Source organism: Actinoplanes sp. G11-F43 (assembly GCF_050589265.1).
In the GTDB taxonomy this organism is placed as follows: Bacteria; Actinomycetota; Actinomycetes; order Mycobacteriales; family Micromonosporaceae; genus Actinoplanes.
In genome coordinates this window covers 156,966-170,598 of record NZ_JBNZCE010000042.1, presented here as the reverse complement: position 1 = coordinate 170,598, position 13,633 = coordinate 156,966, and the positions used below count along the sequence as shown (strand labels likewise).

The following is a 13,633-nucleotide window of genomic DNA, read 5'->3' as shown; positions in this document are numbered from 1 at the left end:
TCTTGATCGAGTGTTACAGAATTTCGGCACGAGAAGATCAATCCAGCACCGTCAGGGCGACCTCCACGTGACCGGCGAGCACCCGCTCGTCCGGGGTCACCTTGCCCGACACGAGCAGACCGTTGAGGAAGGTCACCAGGAAGCCGGCGAGGGCGGCCGGCTCGCGCGCGGTGGAGATCTCGCCCCGGGCGGCCGCGGCGGCCAGCAAGCCGGTCAGGGCGGCGGTGGAGGCGGCCATGGCGTCGCGGACGAACCGGCCGGTGGCGGCGTCGCCGGGCAGCCGCTCGGCCGCGGCGTTGACGAGGAGGCAGCCGCGGCCGCCACCGCCGGACGCGATCCGCACCCGCTCCAGCAGCATGGCCCGCAGCACCGACCGGACCTCCCCGCCGGCCTCCAGCTCGGCCAGGGCGGCGGCGGCCAGGTCGTCCCGGTAGCGCTCCAGGGCCGCCCGGTAGAGGCCCTCCTTGCTGCCGAAGGCGGCGTAGAGCGAGCCCTGCCCGACGCCGAGCCGGTCGGTCAGGTGCCGCACCGAGGTGGCCTCGAAGCCGCGCTCCCAGAACAGCTCCATGGCCTGCTGGACGGCGCGGTCGGTGTCGAACTCCCGGAGCCTGGCCATACCCCGTACCGTAATCGTTCTGGATCGGTCGTTCAAGAAAGTCCGGTCACGGCGTTGTTTCAGCATTTTTTCAACAAGCCCTCAAAGTTACCGGCCAGTACATGTGTCGCGCATCGCTGAGAGCCCGGGTAGGCGTGACGAGGCGCACGCCAAGGGGGCAGGATGGAGGCCTATTCCGAGCGATTCGCCACCAACTGGTTCTACAAAAGCCAGGTCGCCCGGAGGTCCGACACTCACACCAAGAGGATTGCCTGTGGCCACGGAGCGCAAGCGCCCGGTGATCAGCGATGGCCTGCCGAGCCAGCTTCCTGACATCGACCCCGAGGAAACAAACGAGTGGGTCGAGTCGCTCAACGGAGTCATCGACGAACGAGGCGCCAAAAGAGCCCGTTATGTGATGTTGCGCCTGCTCGAGCGGGCCCGGGAGCGACAGGTCGGCGTTCCTCCTCTGACATCCACGGACTACATCAACACCATCCCGCCGGAGCGTGAGCCCTGGTTCCCCGGCGACGAGTTCGTCGAGCGGCGGATCCGCGCCTACATCCGGTGGAACGCCGCGATGCTGGTGCACCGGGCACAGCGCCCGGAGATCGGCGTCGGCGGGCACATCTCGACCTACGCGTCGAGCGCCAGCCTCTACGAGGTGGGCATGAACCACTTCTTCCGGGGCAAGGACCACCCGGGCGGCGGCGACCACATCTTCTACCAGGGGCACGCCTCCCCCGGCATGTATGCCCGCGCCTACCTGGAAGGCCGGCTGACCACCCACCAGCTGGACGGCTTCCGGCAGGAGCTGTCGCACCCGGGCGGCGGTCTCCCGTCGTACCCGCACCCGCGGCTCATGCCGAACTTCTGGGAGTTCCCGACGGTCAGCATGGGCCTCGGCCCGCTGAACGCGATCTACCAGGCGCGGTACAACCGCTACCTGCACAACCGCGGCATCAAGGACACCAGCCAGCAGAACGTCTGGGCGTTCCTCGGCGACGGCGAGATGGACGAGGTCGAGTCGCTCGGCGCGATCGGCCTGGCCGCCCGCGAGGAGCTGGACAACCTCACCTTCGTCATCAACTGCAACCTGCAGCGCCTCGACGGCCCGGTGCGCGGTAACGGCAAGGTCATCCAGGAGCTGGAGTCCTTCTTCCGCGGTGCCGGGTGGAACGTCATCAAGGTCGTCTGGGGCCGGGAGTGGGACTCGCTGCTCGCCGCGGACACCGACGGCGCGCTCGTCAACCTGATGAACGTGACGCCCGACGGTGACTACCAGACCTACAAGGGCGAGTCCGGGGAGTACGTGCGCGAGCACTTCTTCGGCCGGGACCCGCGCACCCGCAAGCTCGTCGACGGCATGACCGACGACGACATCTGGAACCTCAAGCGCGGCGGGCACGACTACCGCAAGCTCTACGCGGCCTACAAGGCGGCCACCGAGCACACCGGCCAGCCGACCGTGATCCTGGCCAAGACCGTCAAGGGCTGGACGCTGGGCTCGCACTTCGAGGCGCGTAACGCCACGCACCAGATGAAGAAGCTGACCCTGCCCGACCTCAAGGGCTTCCGGGACCGCCTCTACCTCGACATCAGCGACAAGCAGCTGGAGGAGAACCCGTACCTCCCGCCGTACTTCCACCCCGGTGAGAAGTCCGACGAATACCAGTACATGATGGAGCGCCGTCGTGACCTGGGCGGCTCGATCCCGAGCCGGCGGACGAAGTCGAAGTCGCTGGCCATCCCGGAGCAGAAGGCGTTCGACGGGCTCAAGGCCGGCAGCGGCAAGCAGAAGGTGGCCACCACGATGGCCTTCGTCCGCCTGCTCAAGGACCTGATGAAGGACAAGGAGTTCGGGGCCCGCTGGGTGCCGATCATCCCGGACGAGGCGCGGACCTTCGGGATGGACTCGCTCTTCCCGACCAAGAAGATCTACTCGCCGCACGGCCAGACGTACACCTCGGTGGACCGGGAGCTGTTCCTGTCCTACAAGGAGGCGACGAACGGCCAGATCCTGCACGAGGGCATCAACGAGGCGGGTTCGACGGCGAGCTTCATCGCGGCCGGCACCTCGTACGCCACGCACGACGAGCCGATGATCCCGCTCTACATCTTCTACTCGATGTTCGGGTTCCAGCGGACCGCCGACGAGCTGTGGGCGGCCGCCGACCAGATGACCCGGGGCTTCCTGCTCGGCGCCACCGCCGGCCGGACCACGCTCAACGGTGAGGGCCTGCAGCACGAGGACGGGCACTCGCTGCTGATCGCGGCGACCAACCCGGCGGTGGTCTCCTACGACCCGGCGTTCGGCTTCGAGATCGCGCACATCATGCGCGACGGTCTCCACCGGATGTACGGGGAGAAGCAGGAGAACATCTTCTACTACCTCACCATCTACAACGAGCCGGCGATCCAGCCCGCCGAGCCGGCCGACCTCGACACCGAGGGCCTGCTCAAGGGCATCTACCGGTTCAGCGAGAGCTCGGTGAAGGACGGTCCGAAGGCGCAGATCCTGGCCTCCGGCACCGGCATGCGCTGGGCCCTGAAGGCGCAGGAGCTGCTCGCCCAGGACTGGGGGGTGAGCGCCGACGTGTGGTCGGTCACCTCCTGGACCGAGCTGCGCCGGGACGCGATCGAGGCCGAGGAGCACAACCTGCTCCACCCGAGCGACGCGCCCCGCAAGCCGTACATCCAGCAGAAGCTGGAGGCGACCGAGGGCCCGTCGGTGGCGGTCAGCGACTGGATGCGGGCGGTGCCCGACCTGATCAGCCGCTGGGTTCCGAACGGGTACACCTCGCTCGGCACCGACGGCTTCGGCATGAGCGACACCCGGCACGCGCTGCGCCGCCACTTCCACGTGGACGGCGAGTCGGTGACCGTGGCGACGCTGCGTGAGCTGGCCCTGAAGGGCCTGGTTCCGGCGCACGTGCCGGGCGAGGCGGCCAAGAAGTACGCGATCGACGACGTCAACGCCGCGCCGGTGGGCGAGACCGGTGGCGACTCGTAAGAGCCGGTAGTGGAAAGGGGGGCCCGCAGGCCCCCCTTTTCGCGTCGTCAGGCCGGCACGTAGCTGATGACCTCGACGCCTGTCGCGGACCGCCAGCTGCCGATGTGGGTCAGCGCGATCTTCGTGCCCGGCTCCCACAGCTTGACGCCCTCGCCGGCGACCACCGGATAGATCATCACCCGGTACTCGTCGATCAGGTTGTGCCGGGTCAGATAGTTGACCAGCGATCCGCTGCCGTTGATCATCAGGTTGCCGGGCTCGGTCTTGAGCTTGGCCACCGCCTCGGCCACGTCACCCGCCAGGAAGGTGGCGTTCCACTCCGGCTCGGTCAGCGTGGTGGTGGCCACGTGCTTGGGCATCGCGTTCATCTTCACGCCGAAGTGCCCGGTCTCGGCCTCCATCCGCGGCCAGGCCGCCTTGAAGCCCTCGTAGGTCTTGCGGCCGAGCAGCAGCGCGTCGGCCTCCTGGAGGTTCGCGTCCTGCCAGGCGCCGAGTTCCTCGTTGAAGTACGGCCCGCTCCAGACCGGCTCCTCGAACACCCCGTCGAGGGTCATGTACTCCACCGCGACGATCTTGCCCATGGCTCTCTCCCCTTGTCTCAGCCGTTTCCTCCGCAACGAACAGGTACCCGGCTGAGTAGCGGGACCGCTCTTCTCATATCCGGTCATTCCCCGCCGATGTGCAGTTCGTGGGATTTCGCATCAGTCACAAGCTGCTTCTCCTCGGCCTCGGTAGCGTCCTGATCACCGCTGTCGTGCTGGTCGCCGTCGGCGCCTGGCAGAGCGGTCGCTTCGCCGACAACACCGAGCGGGAGGTGCTGCGACAGAACCAGGCCTCGCTCGCACAGACCGCCGCCGATGTCAGCGCGCTCGTCCGCACCGTCGGTGACGAGGTGCAGGAGGGCGTCGACAAGAGCATGAACAGCGCGTCGTCGTATCTCTCCCAGAACGGCGGGATGCGGACCACCGGCGGCCGGGCCACCTGGACCGCCACCAACCAGGTCACCCAGGAGACCACCCAGGTCACCCTCCCCCGGGTCACGATCGGTGGCGACTGGCTGGGCCAGAACACCAACCTGAAACGGACGACCCCGTTCGTCGACGACGCCAAGGAGCTGTCCGGCGCCGACGTCACCGTCTTCCAGCGGATGAACGCGGCCGGTGACCTGCTGCGGGTCGGCACCACGGTGAAGTCCGCCAAGGGCACCCGGGCGATCGGCACCTACATCCCGGCCGAGGCGGACGGCAAGCCGAACGCGGTGGCCGCGGCGATCCTGGACGGCAAGACGTTCCGCGGGGTCGCGGCGGTCGTCGGCACCCCCTACATCACCGTGTACGAGCCGATCAAGAACTCGGCCGGGGACGTGATCGGGGCGCTCTTCGTCGGTGTGCCGCAGGCCGACGCGCTGTCCACACTGACCGAGGCGATCGCCGAGACCAAGATCCAGACCAATGGCTGGGTCGCCGTCTTCAGCACCGCCGCCGCCGACAAGGGCCGGATCGTCGCCTCCAACCTCGACGGCATGGTCGGCGAGATCGCGCTGGACGCCACCGACGGCAGCGGCGCCCGCTACGTCGAGGAGATCGTCGCCAAGGCGCCGGAGCTCACCGACGGCAACACCTGGCAGGCCAAGTACCAGCTGGCCGGCGCCGCCGGAGCCCCCGCCGCGGACACCACCACCACGGTCGCCTTCTACGGGCCGTACCAGTGGGCGGTCACCATCGGCGGGTACGACGCGGACGCCGCGGGCGCGGTCACCGTGGTCCGCGACGGCCGCGGGACGATGCTCCAGTGGTTCATGATCGCCGGGCTGCTGCTGGCCGTGGCCGGTGCCGCGCTGGCCTGGTTCCAGGCCAGCCGGATCTCCGGGCGGATGGCCGGGCTGACCGGGGCGCTGCAGCGCCTGGCCGCCCACGACCTGACCGTCCGGGTGGACGACCAGGGCCGGGACGAGATCGGCGAGGCCGGCACCGCGCTCAACACCGCCGCCACCGAGCTGCGCTCGGTGATGCGGGAGGTGACCAGCGCCTCCGACGCGGTGGCCGGCACCGCCCAGCGGGTGACCGCCACCGGCGGTGAGATGTCGGCCGCCGCGGACACCGCCGCGGACCGGGCCGGAGCGGTCAGCTCCTCGGCCGAGACGGTGTCGCACGTGGTGCAGACGGTGGCCGCCGGCGCCGAGGAGATGGGCGCGTCGATCAGCGAGATCTCGCACAACGCCCAGGAGGCCGCGCAGGCCGGGCGGGACGGGGTCGGCCTGACCGCGGCCGCCGCCGGGGTCATCGAGGAGTTGCGGGCCTCGACCGGGAAGATCTCCGACGTGGTCCAGCTGATCGCCACCATCGCCGAGCAGACCAACCTGCTGGCCCTGAACGCGACCATCGAGGCCGCCCGGGCCGGCGAGACCGGCAAGGGCTTCGCCGTGGTCGCCGGTGAGGTCAAGGAGCTGGCCCAGGAGACCGCCCGGGCCACCGAGGACGTCACCGAGCGGGTCGCCGCGATCAACGCCGACACCGCCCGGGCGGTCCAGGCGATCGACGCCATCACCGAGCGGATCGCCCAGGTCAACGACTACCAGACGGCGATCGCGGCGGCGGTCGAGGAGCAGGCCGCCACCACCGCGGAGATGGCCCGCAACATCTCCGAGGCGGCCGGCGGCAGCCGGGACATCGCGGACGGCATCGGCACGGTCAGCGGGGCGATGCAGAGCACCCGCGAGTCGGTGGCGTCGTCGCACCGGGCCGCGGACGAGCTGACCGCCACCGCGCACCGGCTGACCGACCTCGTCGGAAGGTTCACGGTGTGACGGCCGGGACGATATCCGGTTCCGGCCGTCGGTACGCTGGGGCGGTGACTGTTCGCGTACGTTTCGCCCCCTCACCGACCGGCATGTTCCACGTGGGCGGTGCCCGCACGGCCCTGCAGAACTGGATCTACGCCCAGCAGCACGGCGGTGTCTTCGTGCTCCGGATCGAGGACACCGACGCGGCCCGGAACAAACCCGAATGGACCGAGGGCATCCTCGCCGCGCTCGACTGGATCGGCATCGAGCGCGGGTCCTACGAGGGCCCCTACTACCAGTCGTCCTACGCCGCCGACCACACCGCCGCGGCCACCCGGCTGTACGGCGAGGGCAAGGCCTACTACTGCGACTGCACCCGGGACGACGTGCTGGCCCGGGCCGGCAACAAGCACTCCGGCTACGACGGCTTCTGCCGCGACCGCGGGCTCGGGCCGGGTGAGGGCCGCGCGCTGCGGTTCCGCACGCCCGACGAGGGCGAGACCGTGGTGGTCGACCTGGTCCGGGGCAAGCCGACCTTCGAGAACAAGCTGATCGAGGACTTCGTCATCGCCCGCTCCGACGGCTCGGCGGTGTTCCTGCTGGCCAACGTGGTCGACGACATGAGCATGGGGATCAACCACGTGTTCCGCGCCGAGGAGCACCTGCCCAACACGCCGAAACAGCAGCTGCTGTGGGAGGCGCTCGGGCACACCCCGCCGGTCTGGGGCCACGTGCCGGTGATCGTCAACGAGAAGCGGCAGAAGCTGTCGAAGCGCCGCGACAAGGTCGCCCTGGAGGCGTACCGGGACGAGGGTTACCTCGCCGCCGCCATGCGCAACTACCTGATGCTGCTCGGCTGGGCGCCGACCGGCGACCGGGAGATCGTCCCGTGGTCGGTGATCGAGGAGGAGTTCCACCTCGACCAGGTCAACCACGCCCCCGCCTTCTTCGACGTGAAGAAACTGCGGGCCTTCAACGGGGAGTACATCCGCGCCCTCTCGGTGAGCGAGTTCACCCAGCTCTGCGCGCCCTGGCTGACCGGCACCGACACCATCGCGGCCCCGCCGTGGGCGCCGGCCGCCTTCGACGCGGAGACCTTCGCCGCGGTCGCCCCGCTCGCCCAGACCCGGATCGCGGTGCTGTCCGAGATCGTGGACAACGTCGACTTCCTCTTCCTGGACGAGCCGGTGCGTGATGAGGCGTCCTGGGCGAAGGCGATGAAGGAGGGCGCGGCGGACATTCTGGACGACACGGCCACCGCTTTCGCCGCCCTTCCGGACTGGACCGCCGACTCCCTGAAGGCGGCGCTCGAGGCGGTCGGCGAGGCCCGAGGTCTCAAATTGGGTAAGACCCAGGCGCCGGTACGAGTGGCGGTGACCGGTCGGACGATCGGTCTCCCCCTGTTCGAGTCTGTCGAACTGCTCGGCCGGGACCGTACGCTGGCGAGGATTTCCGCAGCTCGCGCGCGTCTCTGAGAGATCCGCGGCGACGTCTCGGGCACCCTGGTGACGTTCTCGGTCACCAGGGTGACCGCCGCCCCGGCCGTTTGCACGGGGTGGGTACTATTCGCCCGCTGATCATCGGCCGTTGCGTCCTCACGGTCATCCCCCACATGGTTGCAATTCACCCGGCCTCCAGATGCGGGCGGGACCATGTCAGGGAAGGCTGGAGGCACGAGGTCGTGTAACCGGTGTCACCACCGGGTAGGACCAGCGCGGTTTATCAGTCCATGTCCATCCACGGGCGGGGGAGGTCGGATGGTGCGGGGGACAATCAAGAGGATGGTGTCGGTGACGGTGGCCACGACAGTGGCGCTGGCACTGACTTTCGGGGCGGCTCCGGCCGTTCAGGCGGCACCCAAGTCGGCACCGAAGCCGACCGCGGTCTCGGTGGCCGGCAAGGACATCGCCGAGACGATCGTGGTGCGGCAGGAGGAGCGTCCGAAGCTCTTCCAGATGCTGATGACCGAGGTCAACTGGCTGGGCACGGCGACGTCGACGTCATCGGCGCCGAAGTCGGCGAAGCTCGGCCCGAAATACACGGTGACGCTTCTGGTCAAGGACGCGCCCAACGCGGTCTACGACCTGTACCCGATGGCCGCCGGTGGCCCGCGGGCGCACCGCCCGGCGAAGCAGCCGGGTGGCAAGAAGCCGGAGGGCTGGTTCTACGGCCGGCTCTCGATGCCGGAGGCGCTGCGGCTCAGCGGCGCCCCGCTGGAGGAGGGCCCGCCGGATGTCGTGAGCAGCGGCATCGGTGGTGGGGTCGGCACCGACCTGGAGACCGACGAGGTCAGCGCGATGACCGAGGTCTCCGCGGCGTTCGGTGAGTTCCGGCGGCTGTTCCTGCTCAACGGAGCCGTCCTGCTGGTCATTCTGACCGGTCTGGCCGGCATGGCGTTCCTCATCCGCCGGCGGGTCTGACACCCTCCGGCAGTTCGGCGCTCGACGAGGGCGCCGCCGCGTTCTCGACCAGGCGGACCAGATCCTCCAGGTCGGCATCGAACTCGGCGGCGCCCTCCAGCGTCTCCGGGTTCGAACCGGGCAGCCCGCCGGTGACCTCACCGGTCGTGTAGCCGAGAAGGAAAGCGCAGATCAGCCGGGCGATCCGGGTCACCTCGGAGCCGGGCACCCCGGCGTCGGTGAGGATGCCCTGCAGCGCCCCGGCCAGCCAGGCCGCCGAGGGCCCGGCCGCGGAACGGTTCAGCAGCAGCGGGAAGGCGCTCGGGTGGGCGTGGGCCAGCGAGCGGACCGCCCGGCCGACCGCGCACAGGCGGTGCTTCCAGTCGATGTCCGCGGGGTCCCCGCCGACGGCGGTGCCGAGTTCCAGGTGCAGCAGGTCGACCAGGCCGTCGAGCAGGGCGTCCTTACCCCCGACGTACGGGTACAGCGCCATCGAGGTGAGCCCGACCCGTTCCGCGACGGCCCGCATCGACATCGCCGCGAGCCCGCGTTCGTCCACCAGGGCCAGCGCCTGATCGAGGATCTGCCGTCGTTTGTCGTCCACCACCCCAACCTGACCAGCAAGGCCGTCGCAGGGTGGCGAAACGCGCCCGTAGCCCACCGCCACTCACCCGTTCGGGGAGGGAACCGGCTCGGACCGCGCCCCACACGCATGGCGCCGCCGGTGTCGAGGGCCCTGAAATCGGCCACGGCTCCGCCCCGCCGATTTCGGCGTCCTCGGCATCAGCTTGAGGGCGCCATGCCGCCGAGCGACAGCGAAGGCCGGAAACTCAGCACCAGCGGCCGGGCGGGCGGCCCCGGCCGGCGGCGCGGCGGCGAGGGCGGACGGCGCCGTGCAGGTGGGCGCCGGCCCAGCCGCGCAGATCGGTGCGGCAGCCGACGCGGCCCACGGTGCCCGGGTCGGCGGGCTGCTCGTCGTCGGCCGGCGGCGCTGCCGGGTCGTCGACGGCGGGATCCCTGTCGGTGCGCGCGAACGCGTCGTCCCGTTCCATCATCTCGCCTCCTCGATCCGTGCCCTCGGCACCGACTCCTCATCGGCACCGTGCCGCCCGGTGTTAACACCCGTCCACACCGCCGTTCGACACCTTGCCAGGTCACCGACCGAAATCACGGGAGAGGCGCACCGCTACAGCGGTCAAAAGTCATAAAAACTCCCAAACCGTACGGCGTTCCGGGTTTCCGCTCCGTGTCATCCGGATGCCGGACCCTCGCCACGGCGTGAAACGCTGTGCCGGTGGCAGAAACCGACACCGGAACCACCCCGGCCGGCCGTCCGGACAGCCCGGCCCAACCACTGCGCCCGGGCACCCTGCGCCGCATCGAACGGCACGCGGGCGCCCTGGCCAGCTCGGCTGTGGCCCGGATGGACGAGACGCTTCCCTGGTTCCGGGCACTGCCCGCCGATCAGCGTTCCTGGGTGATGCTCGTCGCACAAGCCGGCGTCCGGTCCCTCGTCGAGTGGCTGCGTTCCGGCGGCACCGTCGCGGCCAGCACCGAGATCTCCGACGAGGTGTTCGCCGCCGCTCCGCGCGCCCTGGCCCGGGTCATCACGCTCACCCACACCGTGCAGCTGATCAAGGTGACGATCGACGTCGCCGAGGCCGAGGTGCCGGGATTCGCCGAGGAGGGCGAGCACGAGGCGCTGATCCAGGCGATCCTGCGGTTCTCCCGGGAGATCGCCTTCTCCGCCGCCCGGGTCTACGCGCGGGCCGCCGAGTCCCGCGGCGCCTGGGACGCCCGGCTGCAGGCGCTGCTGGTGGACGCCCTGCTGCGCGGCGACTCCTCGGATGTGCTGGCCAGCCGGGCCGCCGCCCTGGGCTGGGCGGACGCGTCACCGGTCGCGGTGGTGGTGGGCCGCTCCCCCGGTGGCGACATCACCGCGGTGCTGCACGCGGTCTACCGGGCCGCCCGGCGCGCCCGGCTGGAGGTGATCGCCGGAGTGCACGGAGACCGTCTGGTGGTCGTGGTCGGCGGGGCCACCGATCCGGTCGCCGCCGCCACCGCGCTCAGCGGCGGATTCGGCGAGGGACCGGTGGTGGTCGGGCCGGCGGTCCCGTCGCTGGACCAGGCCACCGAGTCGGCGCGGGCCGCGCTGGCCGGGTTCCGGGCGGCGCAGGCCTGGCCCGGCGCGCCGTCCCCGGTGGCCGCCGACGACCTGCTGCCCGAGCGGGTGCTCTCCGGGGACATGGACGCCCGGCGCAAACTGCGGCACGACGTTTTCGGGGCACTGACCCGGGCCGGGAGCGGACTACTGGAGACGCTGGACGCCTTCTTCGCCTCGGGCGGGGTGCTGGAGAGCGCGGCCCGCGAACTCTATGTCCACCCGAACACGGTCCGTTACCGTCTGCGCCGGGTCTCCGAGGTGACCGCACTCTCCCCGCTGGACGGCCGGGACGCCTTCGCCCTGCGGATGGCACTGACGGTGGGGCGCCTCGACCCGGCGACGTGACCGGGATCTCTCACCATTCGTCACCGCGCGCGGCTGCATGAATAGGGCGGAAATCCCCCAAGCTCACCCCTGTTTTGTAGGAACCCTACAACCCTGGTCGTAGGGTTTCGTCGTGCCCGGCTACCGCAAAGACCCCTCGGATCCGGAAGAGTCAAGGGCGTGCTCGCCGTACTCTCGCCCGGCCAGGGCTCCCAGAAGCCCGGCTTCCTGACCCCCTGGCTCGACCTTCCCGGCACCGGGGCCCGCCTCGCCGAGTGGTCCACCCTCGCCGGTGTCGACCTGCTCCACCTCGGCACTCAGGCCGACGCCGAGGAGATCAAGGACACCGCCCGGACCCAGCCGCTGCTGGTCGCCGCCGCCCTGCTCGCCGCCGAGCAGCTGTCGCTCGGCGACACCGCCGTGATCGCCGGTCACAGTGTGGGTGAGCTGGGCGCGGCCGTCGTCGCCGGGGTCCTCTCGCCGGAGGCCGCGATCACCCTCGCCGGGATCCGCGGCCGGGAGATGGCCGCCGCCTGCGCGATCGAGCCGACCGGCATGAGCGCCGTCCTCGGCGGCGACCCGGACGAGGTGGTCGCCACCATCGAGAAACACGGGCTGGTCCCGGCCAACCGCAACGGCGCCGGCCAGATCGTCGCGGCCGGCTCGCTGCCCGCGCTCGCCGACTTCGCCGCCGCGCCCCCGGCCAAGGCCCGGGTCATCGCGCTCAAGGTGGCCGGCGCGTTCCACACGCCGTTCATGGCCCCGGCCGAGACCGCGCTGGCCGCCGCCGCCGGCGACGTCACCGTCAGCAACCCGTCCCGCACCCTGCTGTCGAACCTGGACGGCACCGCCGTCACCGACGGCACCGAGATGCTGGGGCGGCTGATCCGCCAGGTCACCGCTCCGGTCCGCTGGGACCTCTGCATGCGCACCCTCAAGGACCTCGGTGTCACCGGAGTCGTCGAGCTGCCCCCGGCGGGCACCCTCGCGGGTCTGATCAAGCGTGAGCTCAAGGGCGACGGGGCTCCCGAGATCGTCACCCTGAACACCCCGGACGACCTGCCCGCCGCCCGCGATCTGATCGCCCGCATCCAAGGAGAAGAACGATGACCGCGGGTTCCCGCATCGTCGCGATGGGCCACTACCAGCCCTCGCGTGTGGTCACCAACGACGATCTGGCCAGCACCCTGGAGACCAACGACGCGTGGATCCGGGACCGGGTCGGCATCGCCGAGCGGCGGATCGCCGACAACGAGTCGGTCGCCGACATGGCCGTCTTCGCCGCGGAGAAGGCACTCGCCACCTCCGGCCTGGCCGCCGCCGACATCGACATGGTCGTCGTCGCCACCTGCTCGGCGGTCGACCGCTGCCCGAACGTGGCGACCACCGTCGCGGCCCGGCTCGGCATCGCCGCCCCGGCCACCTTCGACCTGAACACCGCCTGCTCCGGGTTCTCCTACGCGCTCGCCACCGTGGACCACGCGATCTCGGCCGGCGCCTCCCGCAACGCCCTGGTGATCGGCGCGGAGAAGCTGTCCGACGTGGTCGACTGGACCGACCGCACCACCGCGGTGCTCTTCGCCGACGGCGCCGGCGCGGCAGTGGTCAGCGCGGTCGCCGAGGGCGAGGAGACCCAGATCGGCCCGGTGCTGTGGGGATCCACCCCGGACAAGGGCGACGCCCTGACCATCGGCGGCTGGCAGCCGTACATCAAGCAGAACGGTCAGGCGGTGTTCCGCTGGGCCACCACCGCGCTGGCGCCGTTCGCGGCCGAGGTCTGCAAGCGGGCCGGTGTCGAGCCGTCCGAGCTGGCCGCCTTCGTCCCGCACCAGGCCAACACCCGGATCATCGACGGCATCGTGAAACGGCTCGGCCTGAGCCCGGACGCGGTCGTCGCCAAGGACCTCGTCGAGTCGGGCAACACGTCCGCGGCGAGCATCCCGCTGGCCCTGTCCAAGCTGATCGAGCGCCGGGAGGTGCCCTCCGGGGCGCCGGTGCTGCTCTTCGGCTTCGGCGGTGGCCTCACCTACGCCGGCCAGGTCATCCGCTGCCCGTAAGCAGCGGTTCACCCGGCCGTCGACAATCCGCACCATAGAGAAGAGAGATTCCCACAATGGCAACTCGCGCAGAGATCACCTCCGGCCTCGGTGAGATCCTCGAAGAGGTCGCCGGGGTGAACCCGGACGACGTCGCCGAGGAGAAGTCCTTCACCGACGACCTGGACGTCGACTCGCTGTCCATGGTCGAGGTCGTGGTGGCCGCCGAGGAGAAGTTCGGCGTCAAGATCCCGGACAACGAGGTGCAGAACCTGAAGACCGTCGGCGACGCCGTCAGCTACATCGAGGCGAACCACTGA

The 13,633-nt window shown here is 70.4% G+C and carries 12 protein-coding genes; 8 read left to right on the top strand and 4 right to left on the bottom strand.

From position 1 onward, the window contains the following. Positions 1 to 37: 37 nt before the first annotated feature. Complete coding sequence (locus ACQ0O7_RS37380) at positions 38 to 616, bottom strand: TetR/AcrR family transcriptional regulator (protein ID WP_430789696.1); 579 nt, start codon at positions 614 to 616, stop codon at positions 38 to 40. A 253-nt stretch (positions 617 to 869) separates the two neighbouring features. Between ACQ0O7_RS37380 and aceE the strand changes: the two genes are divergently transcribed. Then, a complete protein-coding gene (aceE, locus tag ACQ0O7_RS37375; protein ID WP_430789694.1) occupies positions 870 to 3,608 on the top strand; it encodes a pyruvate dehydrogenase (acetyl-transferring), homodimeric type in 2,739 nt (912 codons plus the stop codon). 47 nt (positions 3,609 to 3,655) lie between these two features. Here the strand turns inward: aceE and ACQ0O7_RS37370 are convergent, their stop codons facing one another. Further along, complete coding sequence (locus tag ACQ0O7_RS37370) at positions 3,656 to 4,189, bottom strand: dihydrofolate reductase family protein (protein ID WP_430789692.1); 534 nt, start codon at positions 4,187 to 4,189, stop codon at positions 3,656 to 3,658. Positions 4,190 to 4,296: 107 nt separating this feature from the next. On the opposite strand from ACQ0O7_RS37370, the gene ACQ0O7_RS37365 reads away from it, so the two are divergent. The 3 genes from ACQ0O7_RS37365 (at position 4,297) to ACQ0O7_RS37355 (ending at position 8,810) form a co-directional block, all read left to right on the top strand. Continuing rightward, complete coding sequence (locus ACQ0O7_RS37365; RefSeq protein WP_430789690.1) at positions 4,297 to 6,414, top strand: Cache 3/Cache 2 fusion domain-containing protein; 2,118 nt, start codon at positions 4,297 to 4,299, stop codon at positions 6,412 to 6,414. 44 nt (positions 6,415 to 6,458) lie between these two features. Next, positions 6,459 to 7,865, top strand: a complete 1,407-nt coding sequence (gene gltX, locus ACQ0O7_RS37360; RefSeq protein ID WP_430789688.1) for a glutamate--tRNA ligase — start codon at positions 6,459 to 6,461, stop codon at positions 7,863 to 7,865. Between the two features lie 282 nt (positions 7,866 to 8,147). Next, positions 8,148 to 8,810, top strand: a complete 663-nt coding sequence (locus ACQ0O7_RS37355) for a hypothetical protein (RefSeq protein WP_430789686.1) — start codon at positions 8,148 to 8,150, stop codon at positions 8,808 to 8,810. Here ACQ0O7_RS37355 and ACQ0O7_RS37350 read toward each other — a convergent pair. Continuing rightward, positions 8,791 to 9,393, bottom strand: a complete 603-nt coding sequence (locus ACQ0O7_RS37350; RefSeq protein ID WP_430789684.1) for a TetR/AcrR family transcriptional regulator — start codon at positions 9,391 to 9,393, stop codon at positions 8,791 to 8,793. The two genes, ACQ0O7_RS37355 and ACQ0O7_RS37350, sit on opposite strands and share 20 nt — an antisense overlap. A gap of 226 nt (positions 9,394 to 9,619) precedes the next feature. Beyond that, positions 9,620 to 9,844, bottom strand: coding sequence for a hypothetical protein (locus tag ACQ0O7_RS37345; protein ID WP_430789682.1), 225 nt, complete (start codon positions 9,842 to 9,844; stop codon positions 9,620 to 9,622). Between the two features lie 299 nt (positions 9,845 to 10,143). Here ACQ0O7_RS37345 and ACQ0O7_RS37340 point away from each other — a divergent pair, with 299 nt between their 5' ends. The 4 genes from ACQ0O7_RS37340 to ACQ0O7_RS37325 all read left to right on the top strand — a co-directional run bounded on the left by ACQ0O7_RS37340 (position 10,144) and on the right by ACQ0O7_RS37325 (position 13,633). Next, positions 10,144 to 11,298 (top strand): PucR family transcriptional regulator, encoded by a 1,155-nt coding sequence (locus ACQ0O7_RS37340; protein WP_430789889.1) that lies wholly within the window; start codon positions 10,144 to 10,146, stop codon positions 11,296 to 11,298. Between the two features lie 159 nt (positions 11,299 to 11,457). Continuing rightward, positions 11,458 to 12,387 (top strand): ACP S-malonyltransferase, encoded by a 930-nt coding sequence (locus tag ACQ0O7_RS37335; RefSeq protein WP_430789680.1) that lies wholly within the window; start codon positions 11,458 to 11,460, stop codon positions 12,385 to 12,387. Beyond that, entirely contained in the window at positions 12,384 to 13,334 is a 951-nt protein-coding gene (locus ACQ0O7_RS37330; RefSeq protein ID WP_430789678.1) for a beta-ketoacyl-ACP synthase III, read from the top strand. Before ACQ0O7_RS37335 ends, ACQ0O7_RS37330 begins: the two co-directional genes overlap by 4 nt. 56 nt (positions 13,335 to 13,390) lie before the next feature. Further along, positions 13,391 to 13,633, top strand: coding sequence for an acyl carrier protein (locus ACQ0O7_RS37325; RefSeq protein ID WP_430789676.1), 243 nt, complete (start codon positions 13,391 to 13,393; stop codon positions 13,631 to 13,633).

Coding starts and splice junctions, on each gene's coding strand:
- ACQ0O7_RS37380 (WP_430789696.1), bottom strand. CDS start 616: ATGGCCAGGCTCCGGGAGTTCGACACCGACCGCGCCGTCCAGCAGGCC.
- ACQ0O7_RS37370 (WP_430789692.1), bottom strand. CDS start 4,189: ATGGGCAAGATCGTCGCGGTGGAGTACATGACCCTCGACGGGGTGTTC.
- ACQ0O7_RS37355 (WP_430789686.1), top strand. CDS start 8,148: ATGGTGCGGGGGACAATCAAGAGGATGGTGTCGGTGACGGTGGCCACG.
- ACQ0O7_RS37345 (WP_430789682.1), bottom strand. CDS start 9,844: ATGATGGAACGGGACGACGCGTTCGCGCGCACCGACAGGGATCCCGCC.
- ACQ0O7_RS37330 (WP_430789678.1), top strand. CDS start 12,384: ATGACCGCGGGTTCCCGCATCGTCGCGATGGGCCACTACCAGCCCTCG.
- ACQ0O7_RS37325 (WP_430789676.1), top strand. CDS start 13,391: ATGGCAACTCGCGCAGAGATCACCTCCGGCCTCGGTGAGATCCTCGAA.